This is a genomic window from Kitasatospora sp. NPDC059795, assembly GCF_042732175.1.
Taxonomy (GTDB): domain Bacteria; phylum Actinomycetota; class Actinomycetes; order Streptomycetales; family Streptomycetaceae; genus Kitasatospora.
The window spans coordinates 65,307-81,549 of the sequence record NZ_JBHWID010000011.1; the positions used below are offsets into that span (position 1 = coordinate 65,307).

Sequence of the window (16,243 nt, forward strand, 5' to 3'; positions counted from 1 at the left end):
GTGGGTGCCAGCGCGGACATGGCGCATGACCAGGGGCACAGCAGTAGTGGCGGTGGGGGTGGTGGCGGTGGCAAGGAACTTGCGGCTGCGGTGCGCGATGTGGGTTTCCGCGCGGAGGCGGCTCATGATCAGGGGCACAGCAGCAGCGGTGGCGGCGGCGGTGGCGGTGGCGGCAAGGAACTCGCGGCGGCGGTGCGGGATGTGGGTTCCGCTGTGGAGGGGGCGCACGACCAGGGCCACAGCAGCAACGGCGGTGGCGGCGGCGGTGGGGGTGGGTCGCTCGAAGCCCGGGTCGCGGACCTGCTCCGGCCGGTCATCGAGGCGGAGTTGAAGGCGAGTGCGGCCCAGTCCGCGAGCGGTGCGGCCAGTCCGGCCAAGCCCTCGGGTGGTGCGGCCGGTCCGGCCAAGCCCCCGGGCGCCACCGGACCCGCCGGTGGGGCCGCGGGCCCCGCCGGACCGCCGCCGGCCGGCGCGTAGGGGCGTGGACGATGACCAGCCCGACCATCCGTAAGGAACCGCAGGTGAGCCCTGCCATGTTCGCACCCGCCCTGAGCCTGGTCATCCTCAAGGTGGCCGGCCGGTGCAATCTGGACTGCACGTACTGCTACGAGTTCAACCTGGCCGACCAGACGCTGGCGGCGGGTCCGAAGACGATGTCGCAGGAGGTCTTCTCCGCGACGATCGAGCGGATCCGCCGCCATGCCGAGCGCAGCGGCCAGCGCTCGGTGACGCTGTCGTTCCATGGCGGTGAGCCCTGTCTGATCGGCGCCGAGCTCTTCGACCGCTGGTGCACCGAGGCCCGCCGGGAGCTGGCCGGCCTGCGGGTCAACATCTCCATGCAGACCAACGGGACGCTGCTCAACGCGAAGTGGATCGAGGTCCTGCTGCGGCACGGCGTGGACGTCGGGTTGAGCCTCGACGGTCCGCCGGACGTTCACGACACGTTCCGGGTCCGGCGCAACGGCAGCGGCTCGTACCGGGCGGTTCGACGAGGTCTCGACCTGCTGCACCGCAGCGGTCTGCGGTACGGGATCCTCGCCGTGGTGCAGTTGGGCGCGGACCCGCTGCGCATCCACCGGCACTTCCTGGACATCGGCTGTCGCAGCGTCAGTTACCTGATGCCGGACATGACGCACGACACGATCGGCGACATCCGGGAGAAGTACGGTCCCACCCCGTGCGCGGACTACCTGATCCCGATCTTCGAGCACTGGTGGCACTACTCCACGCTGGAGGTGCGGATCCGCAACTTCTGGGAGGTGTCCCGGCTGATCCTGGGCGGCAGCAGCCACGTGGACGCGTTGGGCAACATCCCGCTGGGGTTCGTCGTGGTCAATCCGAGCGGGGAGGTGGAGGGCCTCGACGTCCTGAAGGCCTGCGAGGACGGCATGACGCGCACCGGGATCAACGTCCTCGACCACGAGTTCACCGACATGGCGACGACCAGCCCGCTGCACAGCCGGATGGTCTTCGAGGGGGCTCCGCTGCCCGGCGACTGCGTGGGGTGCGTGGAGCAGCACACCTGCGCCGGCGGGTACCACCCGCACCGGTACTCCAAGGAGCGCGGGTTCGACAACCGCAGTGTCTGGTGCGCGGACCTGCTGAAGATCTTCGCCCATCTGCGATCCCGGCTCGACGTCGAGCCTCGGGAGACGCTGCGGCTGCGGCGTGAACTCGGCCGACCGGTGGGGGTGTAGCGGCCATGGCGACGCTGACACTGACCCGCCGACTGCCCGGGGTGCTGCGCTGGGGGCCGGGCATGTCCGAGGTGGTCGCGGTGGCGCTGCACAGCCACCTCCGGGTGGTCCAGGACGGGCTCGCCCCGCTGCTGCCGAAGCTGCCCCGGACCCAACTCGGCGAGCTGGCACGGCTCGACGACCTGGCCTGGCATCGACTGCTGGCCGACCCCTCGGCGTTCGGCCTGCTGAAGGGCGGGCTCGGCAGGGCGGAGCCCGCCGCCGATGTCGAGGCGCTGCTGGAGCGGGTGCGGGCGCGGCCCGGGCTCCGGGTGCACGGCATCGAGGTGGACACGTCGAGCCGGCGCACGGCACCCGTTTTCGCCCGGGTGGACGCGGCTTTCAACGGGGCCTCGGACTACGGCGGGGCGGAGCTCGGACAGCTGGAGCGACTGCTCGGGGCGACGCTGACGGCGGCGGCGTCCAACGAGCATGTCGAGACCTTGATCACGGGCTGCGTGCGGGTGATCTCGATGCGCCGGGAGGCTTCGCGCGCACCGTCGTCCTCCTCCTGGCCGTCGCTGCCCGGCTACATCCGGCTGTGGAACGCCGAGCAGGGCGACCTCGCCCTGCGGGTGGACGCCGTCATCCACGAAGCGGTGCACTGCCTGCTGTACATGATCGAGGAGCAGGAGAACTGGTTCACGGACCAGGCGGCCGCGTGGGGGTCCTCGATGCGCTCGCTCTGGAGCGGGCGGGACCTCCCGCTGCACTCCTTCGTGCATGCCTGCTTCGTCTGGTTCGCCCTGACCTGCTTCTGGGCGGAGGCCCGGGTCGAGGGCGCCGATGACATGTTCCGCCGGGCCGCGACGGGCTTCGACGGCGGGCGGCTGCCGGCCGTGGTCCGGTCCATGCGCGCCGTCGACGTGGGCGTGCGCGAGGTGCTGCTGGACCTCGCCGCGCAGGCGGAGGAGGTCCTCGCGCGCCGTGCCACCCGCCTGAGGGAGCCGGTCCGGTGACCGTCACCTGGGCAGACCTTCCCGTCCTCAGCCGCGGGAAGAACGAGATGGGCGACGTCGCCGGCTTCGTGGCCCGCTGGGAGAGCGGTGCCGAGGGGCGTGCCCGGGTTGCCGTGCAGACCAGTGGTTTCGGCAACCGCAACCGTGACGGCAGCCCCGACCGGCCCTCCGCCGTGGCCGTCGTGCCCGGCGAGGGAGTGGCCCTGGACGGCGAACCGGCCGGGTGGACCGGCGCTCTGGAGGACGGCGTGCGCGAGCTGGTGCCCGCCGTCGTCCGGGCGCTGGACTGCGTGACCTACTCCAGTTGCCAGGGCCACGACTACCGGGCGTTGGGGCGGCCCAGCCGCACCCGGGAGGTGTGCCTGCTCGCCCGCACGCCCGAGGAGGCGGACCGCCTCACCCGGGAGTCGGTCGGGCGGCTGCACGCGGCGTCGGCCGCCCTGGACAGCCCGTACGTCCGGGTCGGCCTGCTCCGCGAGGACCTGCTCTGCGCGAGCACCGGATCCCGCTGGCAGTGCCTCAGCCTGCTGTTCGACCGGCCTGCCGGGGCCGGCTGGACGGAGTACTTCGCGCACCTTGACGCCTCGACCGCCACCGTCGTCGGCCTGTTCGACGCATGACCCGGAGGACATCGCCGTGAGCCAAGCCGCCGATCCCGCGAGCCGGCCGGACGGGGAACTGCTCTACTACCCCAACAGCAGCGATGCCTCGACCGCCGTCGTACGGGACCCGAAGAAGGTCACCGTCCGGCTGGGCGTCCGGCCGGACGCCCTCGGTCCCACCAGCGGCGGCCTGCTGCGGGAGCGGGCCGCCCCGCTGGCGGAACTGCCCGAGTACGGGCTGACCGTCTACGGCTTCACCCCGGTCGAAGCGACCGATGCCGTTCGGACGCTCAACCGGGAACGCGACGTGCAGCAGGCCGCGCCGGTGCTGCACCGGGCGGACGGCGACACTGACGACATCTACGTCACCGACCGGTTCGTCGTGCAGTTCCTTCCCGAGGTCACCAGGGAGCGCATCGACGCCCTCAACGCCGAGCACGGGGTGACCGTGGTCGAGAAACTCGGCTACGCCGCCAACGGCTTCCTGCTCGCCGCGCCGCCCGGGCCGGACGGTCTCGGCGCACTGCACACCGCCAACGCCTACCACGACACCGGCCTCACCCGGTTCGCCCACCCCGACCTCGTCACCCGCCGGCACCGGCGCACGGACCTCGCGCCCGCCGCGACCAGGACGGGGCCCTCCGTCCAGGCGCTGCGCGACGTGGGATACCTCGCCCAGCAGTGGCACCTGGCGGCGGCCGGGGTGACGGACGCGTGGTCGCTCACCCACGGGGCGGGGATCAGGATCGCCGTGCTGGACGACGGGACCGACACCGGGCACCCGGAGTTCGCCGGAAAGCTGGGCCCGCAGTACGACTTCGCGAGTCACACCGCGGACGCGTCGCCGAAGTCGGACTTCGAGAACCACGGCACCGCCTGCGCCGGCGTGGCCACGGCCCGCGGCCTGCGCGCCGCCGGCGCCGCCCCCGCGTGCACTCTGCTGCTGGCCCGGTTCCCCGACTTCCTGGGCTCGGCCGACGAAGCCAAGATGTTCCAGTGGGCGGCGGACAACGGCGCCGACGTGATCAGCTGCAGCTGGGGGCCGCCGGACGGGCGCAGCGCGTACGTGCCGCTGCCCGGCAGCACCGAGGCCGCGACGGCGTACTGCGCCGAGCAGGGGCGCGGCGGAAAGGGCATTCCGATCTGCTGGGCGGCCGGCAACGGCAACGAGTCCGTCGACACCGACGGGTACTCCTGCAACCCCAACGTGATGGCGATCGGCGCCACCACCGACCGGGCGCGCCGCGCCTGGTACAGCGACCACGGGAACGCCATCTGGATCTGCGCCCCCTCCAGCGGGGCCGCCGCGCTCGGCGAGCGCTCCGTCACCACGACCGACCGCACCGGCAGCGCCGGCTACAACGACGGCAGCGAAGGCGTCGACCCCGACTACACCAACACCTTCGGCGGCACGTCGGCGGCGGCCCCCCTGGTGGCGGGCATCGTCGCCCTGGTGCTGTCGGTCAACCCGGAGCTGACGGCGACCGACGTGCGCGGCCTGCTGCGCGACACCGCCCGGGAGATCGGCTCCGGCTACGGCCCGGACGGCCACAGCCCGGAGTACGGCTACGGCCAGGTGGACGCCTACGCGGCCGTGCAAGCGGCGCAGCGGCAGGCGCCGACCCTGCCGGCCGGGACGCCGTCCATCACCGGCCCGGCGAGCGCCGACAGGTCCGGCCCGCCGCCGGTCTTCGCCCTCGACCTCGCCTCCGACGGCATCGAGCTGTACTACGCCGTCGAAGTGGCGACCGATCCACAGCTCTTCCAGCGCCAGGCACACCAGGCCGACCGGACGCCGGACACCTTCTACGCGAGCTGGCAGGACTCCTCGTTCCTCAGCAGCGCCGAATACCGGCTCCCGGACCAGGTCTGGCAGCGGGTCGGGCAGGCCGACGCGCTGTACTACCGGGCCTGGTTCAGCACGTCGCCGACGCAGTGGCAGGGGGCCTTCGCCTCCACCGAGGACGCGGCCTTCCTCCAGGCGCCCGAGGTCGCCGTCACCTCCGGCGCCGACACGGCCGGGGCGCCGGCGACCCGCGACGCGCCGCAGGTTCGCGATGCGCCGCAGGTTCGTGACGCTCCGCAGGTTCGCGACGTGCCTCCGGCCGTCCTTACGGCGGCGCGCAGCGTCGACCCCGACGAGCAGGCCTGGCGCCGCTGGTGATCGCCTGCGGCTGCGACCTCGGCACCCGGGCGGTGGAGCCGCACCTGGCGGCGCTTCGGCGGTTCGGCGGTGCGGCGGTTCGGCGGTTCGGCCTGGAGGTGGCCGCGACCACGGGTGTCCACCACGCGGAGGTCGACCGGACGGTGGCGCCCGGCAGGCCGATCGTGCTGACCGAGCGGGGGGGGGCACGGTCACCGAGAACGTGGTGCTGCTTGCGATGCTCGCGGCCGAAGGTACCTCGGTGCTGCGGAACGTGTACGTGATCAACCGGGGGTACGAGGACCTGGCGATGCGTCTGAACTCCCTGGGCGCCCAGGTCGAGACGTTCTACGACTTCTGAGTCGGATGCTGTGGCGAGGCCGGTACCTGCTGGTCGGCCTCGCGGGGTGGTTCGAGTGGGAGGAGCCGCCCGGCGAAGTTCTGTGCGGTCACGGCTTCCGGGGCAGTGTCCAGTCCGAGGAGTCGGCGGGCGGCGGCGGGGTAATCAGCCAGGTGCTGCGGTCGGGGTTCTCCTCCCAGTACGGCACCGTGCCGCCCTGGCCCTTGCCGTCGTCGTAGTACATGCCGAAGGCCCAGTACTCGGGCTCCTCGTGGCACATCAGGTCGGGGTAGGGATCGAACTTCTCGTTTCCCCAGGAGCGGTTCACCCGGGCGACGGCCTCGGCCCGGGTGATGCCGAAGGACTGCAGGACGTCGGCGATCTCCGAGAAGAACTCGAGCATCTGCTCGTCCGCGTCCATCAGGAACTCGCTCACCGTCGGCGCCTTCCCACGTAGACATTGGACAGCAGGTCGACGCCCGGCTGCTTCCAGAACGCTATCCGATGGCCGTTGAGCGTCATCGGCGCGCTGTTGTCCCGCTGCCATTCGCGGAGGTTGCGCAGCATCTTGCCCTCGACATTGTCGATGAGGTTCCGGTAGACGACGACGGCGCTGTGACCGCCTTGGAACGGGATGCGGAACGCCGGCCAGGCCTGGTCGTCCAGGAGGACCTCGGCCAGGGCGTCCGTGTCGGCGCCGTCATCACCGAACCACTCGGGTGCCGGCCGGGTCTCACCCGAGGTGAACCGGCACATGGCCAGCAGGTGATTGGACCAGAACCCGGCGCGCTCAAGCAGGCCATCACCCGCGACCAGCGGCCCGTAGTCGTATCCCTTGATCAGCACGGACCAGAGTGTCTCAGGCCCCACCGACACGTCTCCGCCGCCGGGCCGTCGGGAGTAGTCGGACAGCCCTTAGGGAGAATCCATGGACCTGCCCGGCGGGCAAATATCCTGACATGGAACCACATCGCGTGCAAGGATATTGCCATGGCAGAGTCCTACGCAAATTCTATTGGCGAGGTCTCGGTCGAGCGTTCCTCGTTCGGGATCGCAGAGGACGACCCTTTCCTCGAGGCCGAGAAACAGTGGTACGACCTGGAGTTCGATACGGGTTCGCCGGAGTTTCAAGTTGGTCCAGGCATGGCCAAAGTTCGGAGCATGGTAAGGGACCACTATGCGACCGTGAGGCTTGAGTTGGTCGACTCGCTTTCGGGTGAGGCAGGGGGTGGCTGGGAACTGTTGGCGGAGCGGCCTTATCGAAGCAGGACCGGAAAAGTGGAAGTGTGGTCTCTCTTTTCAGGGCCCGCTGGCATCTCTCTTGATCTCGCGGCTTCGGAGTCTGATTTTGTTGTTCAGGTATTTCGATCTGGCGGCGCCGACGCGAAGTCACGAGATGCTGCTTTGGTGGGCGTTCCACGTGGACTCGAGGAATATTTGATCAGGTTTGCGCCGATGTCGGAATGAAGTCCGCCACTCCGGCATCGGCGCTGTAGGTGGAACTTGTTTGCGACGGGGTGATGCGAACCCCGAAAGCGTCGTTGTGCAAGATCCTGTCCGACCCGTACCAGGACCCGAGCGCGGTTCCGGCTTGGCCGTTCTGTGTTCCACCGACGTAAAGAACGGAGTAGTTTTGATCGCCGCGTCCAGCGCCTTCCCAAGTGGACGCGAACGGGAATTCGTCGCACTCTTCCGTGTCGGCATGAGGAAGTGGTGCGCAGGCCAGCCGGCCAATTCGGGGAGCGGTCACTCTGGCGATTGTGAAGCGCCCATGGCCTGGAGGCGTGCACGTCGCTTGGCAAGCTGCTGATCGACTTCCTCGGTGTCGGTGTCGGTGTCGGCGGCGGGGGCGGCTGGATGTTGATGTCGGCGTGAGGCCGCCAGTCGGAAGCTGCGCCCGCACTCGTCGCTGGTCTTCAGCAGGTGCAGGGGCGACGGCGGTTCGGGCCACACGGTGATCACGTATTCCTCGACCGGGTGATACGCGACTGTGTCCGGGGCGCTGTCTCGTCCGCGGGCCTGAACGAGCAGGCGGTACCAGCCGGGGCCGGCGAGAGAGAGCACCGGTAGTTCAGGCACAGGGCCCTTCTCCAGGGCTTCGACCCGGAGTATGCCGCGTGGGGCATGCACACTCGCCTCAATGATCTCGTCCCAGGAGTCGGTGTCGGCCGGTGAGTCGGGTCGGCGGTCGCTACCGGTGGCGGTGACCAGAACGGGGCCCGTGTCGATTCCGGTGTGGATACGGGCCCCGGTCGGCATGGTGATGATCAGGCCGTTGGAGTAGTCGGCAGGGTCGCCCTGAATGGCACCGGCGTCGAGAACCCCGAAGGAACCGTCCGCTGTGCGAACCTCAACTGGCTTGTGCTCCACGGTGTTCCTTCCGCAGTGTCGGCTGGTGACGCTCGACCAGGTCGGGCCGGATGGCGCTGCGGCTCCAGGCGAAGCGGTGGTGGCGGCTACCAGCTGATGGTGAGTTGAGTGGTGGGCCGGGCGACCCGGGCCACCTCTTCGAGTTGGGCACCGGGGAGCTCGGCGGGGCATGCGGTGACGGTCGGTCGAGCGGGTCGTGTCCGACTCCAGCGGTGCAGGAGGTCGGAGACCTGCCCGGCCAGTTCATCGTGGAGCGGTCCACTGGCGATGATGCCCAGCTCGTCGGAGTCGTCGTTCACCGGGCGGGGTGACCAGGAAGGCGCGGGTGCCGCCGTCGTAGAGGGCTACGCCGGACCAGCGGACGGCGGGGCGGGCGAGGCCGAGGCGGCGGCCCGGGTCCGCGCTGCCGGTCCGCTGTCCGGGCCGTTGCTGTCCACGTCCCGGCCTCTGCCGTTCCGGCTGCCGGCCGCAGCGGCGGACGTCGATGCGGGCGATCCGGTGCAGACCCTGCGCATCCTGCGGGATGCCACCGTCGAGGAGCCCTTGGCGGGCCTGGACGATGCCCGGCCGAGGCTCGACCGCGCCCGGGCGTGGACGGAGACCCTCCCGGCCGAGGAACGGACCCAGGTGCGCGGTGAGCCGGACGTGGAGCGGCTGGACCAGGTGCAGCGGGGGGCGCTGGAGTTGCTGCTGGACGGCTTGGACGAGCACCGGTCGCTGCCGGGGCTGACGTCGCTGGTGTACGGCATCCCGAAGCTCCAGGCGGGCCTGCCCCTGGACGCGTCGGCGACATCCGAACTCAAGGTGGTCCAGAGGGAGTTGGTCGTCCTGCTGTACGAGCTGCTGGTGGGGCGTGACACCGGGCCGCGGCTGCCCACCCTGCTGCTGGCGCTCGGCCCGGACCGGCCGCGGTCGCTGCTGACGCTCGCGTGCCGAAGTGACCCCTGACCGCAGGGAGGAGTCCGGCCCGGGAGAGGATCTCGTCCGCGACGACGGTGGCCGGATGGTGCTCGGTGCCGACGTGTTCGGCGAACTCCGGCCGACGCAGGGCGTCGAGGTAGCGTTCGACCTCAGGCCATCACCAGGGCCCGCTCTAGCCGTTGAGGATCGTCACGGTGTACACGGTGACAGTGGAGCTGAAGCCGACCGCGTTCCAGCGCGTATCGGTCGGCCCGACTTCGATGGGGTTGGGGCTGGCGCTGGTGGCGAAGAGCCCGTGGTTCCAGTCGGCCGTGATCCTGTAGACGCCGCTCTGGTTGACGTTCCACGTGCCGGGGGTGCCCGCGTAGCAGTAGTTGCCGTGCGAGGTCCAGACTTCCAGGCCGTGGCTCATGGGGTAGCTACTGTCCTGGGTGGGGCACGCGGTGGGGCCGATGGCGCTGGCCGGCGTGGCGATCGCCACGCCGCCGGCCAGGATGCCGCCGGTGAGGGCCATGGCCGAGAGTTTCCTGCGAACCATCAAGATCATCTCCTATGCCTTGCGGTGGCCCCGATCCCATGCCGGCGATCGCGGTAGTCCGAGTCGTGCCGTGCGGCCCTGGCCCGCCCTCCAGCCCCGGTTCCTGGGTAAGCCCGGTGCCAGTTCGAGGGGTTCTCCGATGCCGGGCATGTCGAGGTTAGCCATCAGCCCCGGGTCTTGTCAGGTACTTCTCGATTCCACCCCCGCGCCACAACTGGTGCACTGGTAAGGCGACTTCAGACTCACCCGCAGGCGCCGGCGGTGACGATGATCCTGTCGAACGGCGCCGATTCCGGGGCACCGAGGGCGCCGTCGCGGCACAGGACAGTGACCTGGTATCCGGCGGCGAGGTGGGCGCGGCCGGATTCGGCGAGGTCTTCGTCAAGCTCGATCGTCACCACGAGGCCATCCGGGCCGACGAGTTCGGCGAGGAGGGCGGCGTTGATGCCGGTGGCCGTGCCGATCTCACCTGTACCGCCGCCGGCGGGAAGCCGTGCTGGGACTGCCCGTCGAGCTCCAGTTGGCACCCGCCGGCGGAACGCTGGTGGTCCCGCCCGCCGCACCGACGAACGAGCCGTTCCGGGTCCTCCTGCACGTCGGCCCGTTCGAGCGGCAGGTCGGACACCACGTCTTCACCGAACAGGGCGCCTGCACGGTGCTCCTGCGCGTCCGGGCCCCCGGCCAGGCCCGCACCCGGGCCGCCCTGGAGACCGAGATCGTCGTGCTCCCCGACCACGAGGGGCGACCGCTCGCGGACGACGTGTTCCTCCAACTCGCGGACATTCGGGCCCAGCTGAGAACGGCAGCGGCCCGCCCGTTCGTGACTCCGGCTCTGCACGTCCAGTTCCTGATCTCCCTCGCCGACGAGAGCCGCCGGGCCCTGGGCGGACTGGGCGGAGCACTGGCAGTCCTCCTCATGGAGGAGGTCCGCCAGGACATGCAGCGGGGCGACAGCGCGGCGACCCCAGGAGTTCCTACCAGTCCGGCCGGCCGACGAATCCGGCGCGGAACAGGCCTGGTTCGGCGTCGCCGGGCTCACGGCCGCCGAACTGATCGCACTGCAACGCCCGACCGCGAGCCTCTCCGTCCCGCCGAACGTCAGCCACTCCGACAACCGACTCGTCCGCCGGCTGCGCGACTTGGGCGTCCGGCACGGTGGCGTGCTGTTCGTTCAGGCGGACGGCCGCGTCCTCGCCTCGGTGCGCCCCGACCAGCTGATCTCCGCCCTCCTGCACGAGGTGGGACCGGAAGGCGCCGTGGTGATGTCGGCCGCGACCACGGAGAACTCGTCGAACTCCGGGTACACGCGGGCCGCGCTCGACGGCCTGACACCTGCCGCCCGGAGTGCCTATCTGTCCTCCATGCCGCCGTTCGACCGCGCCGGGACGCCGGTCTCGGCGTCGGCCGGCGGGCCCACCCGGGCAGCGTGCGCAGTGCCCACCCCCAGCACTCGTTCGTCGCCGTGGGCCGGTGGGCGAACTACCTGAAGGCCGATCACCGGCTCGACTCTCCGCACGGCGAACACTCGCCGCTCCTGAAGCGCTACCAGAGCCGCGCCCAGGCCCTCCTCCTGGGCGTCCCCCTCAACCGGTGTGTGGCATGGAACCTGGCAGCGGGGCGGACACCGAACCCGCCGACAGCGATCGAGTCCTGCGTCGTCCACACCCGCGACGACAGCAGGACATGGGTCCGCTTCACGGCGGTCGCCGCCCCCGACCTGACCGCACCGGAACTCCTCGACCTCCTGGAGACCCAACTCCCCGTCAGCCGAAGCCTGGTGGCCGGCCAGCCCGCCACCCTCGTCCCGGTGGAAGCCGGCGTCGACCTGATGGCCGCCCGGCCGACGGAGAGCGCGAACTGACGCCACGCCTCGGTCCGCGACACCCGGGGGTCCCGGCAGGCCCGCAGCGCTGCGCGGTGGGCCGGGATTGTCGCCGGCATCCCCGAGGAGCGCGGCCTGCACCGCAGGGTGTTGCCACTGCGCCCCACCCCGCCCGCAGCGACAGCGAACCGGTCCGGCGGACAGGTGCCCTGGTCCATGCCCGTCATCGGGGCTGACCGGACGTCAGAACCGGTTCCGGGCCGACGAATCCGATTCGGCGCGCGCCGACCGGACTGGCCAGGCGTCAGAACCCGTGTGCCGACAACGTGGGGCCGGGTAGCACGGGACGGGGCCCGGGCTCGTCGGCCGCGATGCGGAGCCGGGCGAGGACGAGCCCGGCGGAGCCACCGGAAGCGTTCGGGTGGCTCCGCCGGGCTGTGGGGCTCAGCTGGTCTGGATCGCGGTGTCGTCGATCACGAAGGACGTCTGGAGGGAGGCGTCCTCGACGGCGTTGAACTTCACCGTCACCGACTGGCCGGCGTAGGCCGACAGGTCGATGGTCTTCTGGGCGTAGCCGGTGTTCTTGTCGAGGTTCGAGTACGCGGCGACCGAGGTGCCGTTCGCCGTGACGGTGAGCTTGTCGTACGCGCTCGACGTGGTGGTCTCGGCGGTGTCGATGTGGAGCCAGAAGCTCAGCGACGCCTTGCAGCCGGCCGGGATGGTGACGGTCTGCGAGATCGAGTCGGTGTGGCTGGAGCCGTAGCCGTCCATCCACGCCTTCCACGAACCGCTGTGCGCGGCCTGCGAGGTGGAGTTGTCGACCACGCCGCTGCTGGTGGTCCACGGGGCCGCGGTGCCGGTCTCGAAGCCCGCGTTGCCGAGGAGCTGCGCCGGGGTGCAGGTGCCCTGGTTCGTGGTGACCGTCCAGGAGAACGTGGTGGAGGCGGTCTTACCGGCCGCGTCCTTGACGGTGACGGTCACCGAGGAGCCGCCCGAAGTGGTGGCGGTCCCGCTGATCAGGCCGGTGGAGGCGTTGATCGACAGGCCGGCGGGCAGGCCGGTGGCCGAGTAGCTCAGCGGGGCGGTGCCGCCGGACGCCTGGATCTGCAGGCTGACCGAGCCGTTGACCACGGTGGACTGGTTGCCCGGGTTGGTCACCGACACGGCCGCGCCGGCCGGCTTGGTCAGCAGGCAGCCGCTGACGTTCAGATCGATCACCCGGCCGGTGCCCAGGCAGGTGGTGAACCAGTAGGTCTCCTCACCGTAGCTCTGGCCCTTGGTGACGGTCGTGGTGCCGTCCGCGGCCACCTCGCACGGGTTGTTCATGGTGCACATGGCGCCGTCGTCGTTCCCCGTATTGTTGATGCCGACGACCTTCTTGCTGGCGGCGTCGACGATGGGCGAGCCGGACGTGCCGTGTGTGGTGTTGCAGCCCGCGCTGTAACGCAGCGAGTCGTGCCAGGTCCACTGGTCCTCGCGCAGGGTGCCGACGAACCCGTTGATCGAGCAGTTCCACACCTGCTTCCAGTACGAGGACGGTATGTACATCGCCGACCCGTCGACCGGATGGGTGTCGCTGATCGTCAGCGCCGTCGCCCCGTACTTGGTGGTGATGGCGGCGAAGGTGTCGGTGAGCTGGTACAGCGCGACGTCGGTGCCGGTCATCGTCGCGTACAGCACCTTGTCCGCCTGGACGGTGCCGAGCGAGGTGCCGGCGGAGTTGAGCAGCGTGCCGCTGCGGCTGGCGCTCGCGTTCTGGATGACCTGGCCGGCCGACGGCATGGTCGGCAGGCAGTGGCCGTTGGTCAGCATCATCGCCCGGTCGGTGTCCACCGAACTCGGGTAGCGGACCAGCGAGGCGGAGCAGTTGCTCAGCGCGATGGTGGAGGTCAGGTCGCCCGCCTGAACGGCCTGCGCGGGAGCGGCACCGAGTGTCAGGGCACCCGCGACGACCGCGACCGCGCCGAGCGCGGCGGCGAATCTCTTGAACATGGCTCTCCTTGTGGGGGATTGCAGGCGTGCGACCGGTTGGCGCACGTCCGCGCCGCACGAAAATGCCATGGTCACTTCAATGCGGTCAACCATGTCGACGGAACTCGCGGTCGAAGTCCTCCACAGGCGCGGGTGTTGGACTGGACGCCTGACGTACCGTCACATCCCGTTTCTCGCAGCCCGTCAGGCGCGGACGTGCTGCGCGCCTTCGCCCAGAGGGCCGCGGGGAAGGTGGCAGGCGGGTCGGGCCTCGGGATGGTGATCTCGTCGATCGGCCCGGCGGTCCTCAGGGACTCCAGCGCCGCGGTCGGCGCGTAGGGGGCGAGGCCGGTCGGGATGTGTGCGGTGAAGGGCAGGCCGGGCCCGCCCAGCACCTGGGTGCGCCGGGCCGACGCGGGGGGCCGAGCGGCAGCCCGGGGGCGGGCGAGGCCAACGGGGCGGTCGGCTCGCCGCCGCAGTGCGTCTCGGGGGAGGGGCGCCGCTGCGGGGCACCCGGTGCCTGCGTACGCAGCTTCTCCTGCCCCGAGCCGCCACACCTGCGGGCCGCAGGCCGGGGCGCACGCCCGCCGTCGGCGGTCGGAATCAGGACGCTGCCGCTGTCGGCCCCGTCTCGACCTCGACAAGTCGAGTCGCGCCGCCCGATCGACGGCCGGCCCCGCCTCTGGGCCGGGGGAACGACGCGCTTTCCAAAAGCTCCACTCCTTCGAAGCATGGGTGGTTCGGATACGCCTGCTGGCCTGGGTGGAGGGGACTACCTCGTGGGCAGCACGACGCCGGCGCCGGTTCGGGCAGTGGTCGGTTCGCGCGTGTCGGACACGCATGGGGGCGAGGGCGCGGGCGACGGCACTGACATCGGATGGAGCAGAACGTCTGCGCAGCCGTCGGCCATCCCAGGGCGGGACGCCGGCGAAGGTCGGCAAACGTGCGCGATCGCCGAGGGAGTGCACCCGCCGGAGTTGTCGTCCCCTCACCCCGCCACCTGGACCGATGGCGGCCGCGAGCGAGCTGACGGACAGTCGGAAAAGTCAGCAAAGAGTCAGCATTCATCCGCCCACAGCCTGCAAAACCGGTCCACAGATGGGAATCGGCGGGGTGTCGGCGTTCGTTGCCGAGATGCCCGCCGGAGGCGAACACGACCCCCGGCGCCGGTGCCGAGGGCGGTCGTGGAGCACCCTTCGCGCCTTGGTGTCCGCGACCGCCCAGGGAATGCGTTTCTGCAGGTCAGTGGCGGTTTCCACGTGCCTTGAGGGCGACGTTCGGAAGCTCCGGCGCGGGCAGTCGGTCGCCCGGGTAGCCGTGGACATCGCCGAAGCGGTCGCCCTTTTCCCAGTCGAGGCGGGCCTGGACGACCTCCTCGCTGGTGCGGCCGATGAAGTTCCACCACATGACGATCTGCTCGTCGAAGGGGGTGCCGCCGAGGAGGATCAGGCGGGCGGTGGTGGGGGAGGGGTTGGTGAGGGTGAGGGCGGTGGGGCCGGGCGGGAGGTAGCCGAGGTCGGCGGGGTGGAGGGGGGTGCCGGCGAAGGTGATGTCGCCCTGGTCGACGAGGAGGCCGTGTTCGAAGGCAGGGTCGACGTCGAGGGTGAGGGTGGCGCCCGGGTCGAGGGTGAGTTCGGCGCCGAGGAGCGGGCTGAAGGTGGGGACGGGGGAGGTGTCGCCGGCCAGGGTGCCGAGGAAGACGCGGGCCTCGCCGCCGTCGAGGGCGACGGGGCCGGGAATGTGGTGGTGGAAGTCCCGGGCGGTGTGGCGGTGTTCGTCGGGGAGGGCGACCCAGAGCTGGACGCCGTGCAGGACGGTGGTGGCGGCCGTGGAGGTCTCGGAGTGGGCGATGCCGTGGCCGGAGGTCATGAGGTTGAGCTCGCCGGGGCGGACGAAGGCGTGCACGCCGAGGCTGTCGCGGTGCTCGATCTCGCCGCTGAACAGCCAACTGACGGTCTGCAGGCCCGTGTGCGGGTGCGGAGCGACGTCCATGCCGCCGGTGGTCGCGACGTCGTCGGGGCCGTAGTGGTCGATGAAGCACCAGGCGCCGATCAGGGTGCGCTCGCGCTGGGGGAGGGTGCGGCGGACCGTCATCGCGCGCGGGCCGCCGAGCGGGACGTCGCGGGGCGGGAGGACCCGGACGGTGGCCGGGTGGGGCCCGTTCTCGGTGGTGCTCATGGTTGTGCTCCCTCCCGTGTCGCCCGGAACCCGGAAGCCGGGGCTCCGCACGACTCGTTCGCAAATAGTTTCAACTTCAACTATTATGCGGTATCGTCCGGCAAACACCAGCACGCAGGTGGAGGAGCTCCAGGTGACCGAGTTGGCGACCAGCACGACGACCGGCAAGCGGGTCTACATCGACAAGCAGCACCCGCAGGTCTTCCGGGCCATGCGCTCCACCGCCGAGACGGTCCGCGAGGCCGCCGCCGAGGCCGGACTCGACCGCCGCCTGGTCGAACTGGTCAACCTGCGCGTCTCGCAGCTCAACGGCTGCGCCTACTGCCTGGACGTGCACACCAAGGCCGCGTTGCAGGCCGGCGAGAGCGTGCAGCGGCTCGGCGTGCTGAGCGCCTGGCGCGACACCGAACTGTTCGACGCGCGCGAGCGGGCCGCGCTGGCACTGGCCGAGGCCACCACCCACCCCGCCGACGCCACCGCCCAGGACGCGGCGTACGCGCAGGCCCGGGAGGTGTTCGGGGAGGAGCAGATCTCCGCCGTGATCTGGGTGGCCGTCACCATCAACGCCTTCAACCGGGTCTCCATCCTGAGCAAGCACCCGGTCCGGCCCGCGCGGATGGGCACCCTGGTGGCGCAGTAGCCGCTCCCGCGGAGACCGCCCGG

Annotated in this window: 17 protein-coding genes and 4 pseudogenes; 10 read left to right on the plus strand and 11 right to left on the minus strand. The window is 70.9% G+C overall.

The genetic code is table 11. The features are described 5' to 3' along the window. Positions 1-240, minus strand: a 240-nt coding sequence (locus tag ACFV4P_RS22630) for a hypothetical protein (protein WP_380473719.1), incomplete at its 3' end; no start/stop codon positions are given. A gap of 281 nt (positions 241-521) precedes the next feature. Here ACFV4P_RS22630 and ACFV4P_RS22635 point away from each other — a divergent pair. The 5 genes and pseudogenes from ACFV4P_RS22635 to ACFV4P_RS22655 all read left to right on the plus strand — a co-directional run. Next, complete coding sequence (locus ACFV4P_RS22635) at positions 522-1,697, plus strand: radical SAM protein (protein WP_380473721.1); 1,176 nt, start codon at positions 522-524, stop codon at positions 1,695-1,697. Positions 1,698-1,702: 5 nt separating this feature from the next. Further along, on the plus strand, positions 1,703-2,695 hold the full coding sequence (locus ACFV4P_RS22640) for an aKG-HExxH-type peptide beta-hydroxylase (RefSeq protein ID WP_380473723.1): 993 nt from the start codon (positions 1,703-1,705) through the stop codon (positions 2,693-2,695). After that, a complete protein-coding gene (locus ACFV4P_RS22645) occupies positions 2,692-3,315 on the plus strand; it encodes a hypothetical protein (protein ID WP_380473725.1) in 624 nt (207 codons plus the stop codon). Before ACFV4P_RS22640 ends, ACFV4P_RS22645 begins: the two co-directional genes overlap by 4 nt. 16 nt (positions 3,316-3,331) lie before the next feature. Then, on the plus strand, positions 3,332-5,461 hold the full coding sequence (locus ACFV4P_RS22650; protein ID WP_380473727.1) for a S8 family serine peptidase: 2,130 nt from the start codon (positions 3,332-3,334) through the stop codon (positions 5,459-5,461). 202 nt (positions 5,462-5,663) lie between these two features. Further along, positions 5,664-5,801, plus strand: a pseudogene (locus ACFV4P_RS22655) (UDP-N-acetylglucosamine 1-carboxyvinyltransferase); the annotation flags it as partial. Between the two features lie 88 nt (positions 5,802-5,889). Here the strand turns inward: ACFV4P_RS22655 and ACFV4P_RS22660 are convergent. Both ACFV4P_RS22660 and ACFV4P_RS22665 read right to left on the minus strand, forming a co-directional pair. Then, positions 5,890-6,216 (minus strand): hypothetical protein, encoded by a 327-nt coding sequence (locus tag ACFV4P_RS22660; RefSeq protein WP_380473729.1) that lies wholly within the window; start codon positions 6,214-6,216, stop codon positions 5,890-5,892. Then, complete coding sequence (locus tag ACFV4P_RS22665) at positions 6,213-6,626, minus strand: hypothetical protein (RefSeq protein ID WP_380473731.1); 414 nt, start codon at positions 6,624-6,626, stop codon at positions 6,213-6,215. Before ACFV4P_RS22665 ends, ACFV4P_RS22660 begins: the two co-directional genes overlap by 4 nt. 144 nt (positions 6,627-6,770) lie before the next feature. On the opposite strand from ACFV4P_RS22665, the gene ACFV4P_RS22670 reads away from it, so the two are divergent. Beyond that, positions 6,771-7,247: a hypothetical protein gene (locus tag ACFV4P_RS22670; protein ID WP_380473732.1), complete on the plus strand. Its 477-nt coding sequence runs from the start codon at positions 6,771-6,773 to the stop codon at positions 7,245-7,247. Here ACFV4P_RS22670 and ACFV4P_RS22675 read toward each other — a convergent pair. The 3 genes from ACFV4P_RS22675 to ACFV4P_RS22685 all read right to left on the minus strand — a co-directional run bounded on the left by ACFV4P_RS22675 (position 7,222) and on the right by ACFV4P_RS22685 (position 8,449). Beyond that, positions 7,222-7,530 (minus strand): hypothetical protein, encoded by a 309-nt coding sequence (locus ACFV4P_RS22675; protein ID WP_380473734.1) that lies wholly within the window; start codon positions 7,528-7,530, stop codon positions 7,222-7,224. The two genes, ACFV4P_RS22670 and ACFV4P_RS22675, sit on opposite strands and share 26 nt — an antisense overlap. Beyond that, positions 7,527-8,150 carry a hypothetical protein gene (locus ACFV4P_RS22680; protein WP_380473736.1) on the minus strand — a complete coding sequence of 208 codons (624 nt, stop codon included), beginning with the start codon at positions 8,148-8,150 and terminating at the stop codon, positions 7,527-7,529. Before ACFV4P_RS22680 ends, ACFV4P_RS22675 begins: the two co-directional genes overlap by 4 nt. Positions 8,151-8,236: 86 nt before the next feature. After that, a complete protein-coding gene (locus tag ACFV4P_RS22685) occupies positions 8,237-8,449 on the minus strand; it encodes a hypothetical protein (RefSeq protein WP_380473738.1) in 213 nt (70 codons plus the stop codon). Here ACFV4P_RS22685 and ACFV4P_RS22690 point away from each other — a divergent pair. Further along, positions 8,421-9,098 carry a hypothetical protein gene (locus ACFV4P_RS22690; RefSeq protein WP_380473740.1) on the plus strand — a complete coding sequence of 226 codons (678 nt, stop codon included), beginning with the start codon at positions 8,421-8,423 and terminating at the stop codon, positions 9,096-9,098. The genes ACFV4P_RS22685 and ACFV4P_RS22690 overlap by 29 nt on opposite strands. A gap of 145 nt (positions 9,099-9,243) precedes the next feature. Here ACFV4P_RS22690 and ACFV4P_RS22695 read toward each other — a convergent pair whose 3' ends face one another. Next, the gene (locus ACFV4P_RS22695; RefSeq protein WP_380473742.1) at positions 9,244-9,585 is read right to left on the minus strand and encodes a hypothetical protein; all 342 of its coding nucleotides are present in this window, start codon (positions 9,583-9,585) and stop codon (positions 9,244-9,246) included. A gap of 266 nt (positions 9,586-9,851) precedes the next feature. Further along, positions 9,852-10,172 (minus strand): hypothetical protein, encoded by a 321-nt coding sequence (locus ACFV4P_RS22700; protein ID WP_380473744.1) that lies wholly within the window; start codon positions 10,170-10,172, stop codon positions 9,852-9,854. A 636-nt stretch (positions 10,173-10,808) separates the two neighbouring features. Here ACFV4P_RS22700 and ACFV4P_RS22705 point away from each other — a divergent pair. After that, positions 10,809-11,096: an AAC(3) family N-acetyltransferase gene (locus ACFV4P_RS22705; RefSeq protein WP_380474065.1), complete on the plus strand. Its 288-nt coding sequence runs from the start codon at positions 10,809-10,811 to the stop codon at positions 11,094-11,096. After that, positions 11,030-11,470: pseudogene (locus ACFV4P_RS22710) on the plus strand (AAC(3) family N-acetyltransferase); the annotation flags it as partial. The gene ACFV4P_RS22705 and the pseudogene ACFV4P_RS22710, both read left to right, overlap by 67 nt. A 405-nt stretch (positions 11,471-11,875) precedes the next feature. Here ACFV4P_RS22710 and ACFV4P_RS22715 read toward each other — a convergent pair. The 3 genes and pseudogenes from ACFV4P_RS22715 to ACFV4P_RS22725 form a co-directional block, all read right to left on the minus strand. Beyond that, positions 11,876-12,604 (minus strand): annotated as a pseudogene (locus ACFV4P_RS22715) (putative Ig domain-containing protein); the annotation flags it as partial. Positions 12,605-12,805: 201 nt separating this feature from the next. Then, a pseudogene (locus ACFV4P_RS22720) lies at positions 12,806-13,516 on the minus strand (serine protease); the annotation flags it as partial. A gap of 1,128 nt (positions 13,517-14,644) precedes the next feature. Next, entirely contained in the window at positions 14,645-15,580 is a 936-nt protein-coding gene (locus ACFV4P_RS22725) for a pirin family protein (protein ID WP_380473746.1), read from the minus strand. Between the two features lie 85 nt (positions 15,581-15,665). On the opposite strand from ACFV4P_RS22725, the gene ACFV4P_RS22730 reads away from it, so the two are divergent. Further along, positions 15,666-16,220, plus strand: coding sequence for a carboxymuconolactone decarboxylase family protein (locus ACFV4P_RS22730; protein WP_380473748.1), 555 nt, complete (start codon positions 15,666-15,668; stop codon positions 16,218-16,220). Positions 16,221-16,243: the final 23 nt, after the last annotated feature.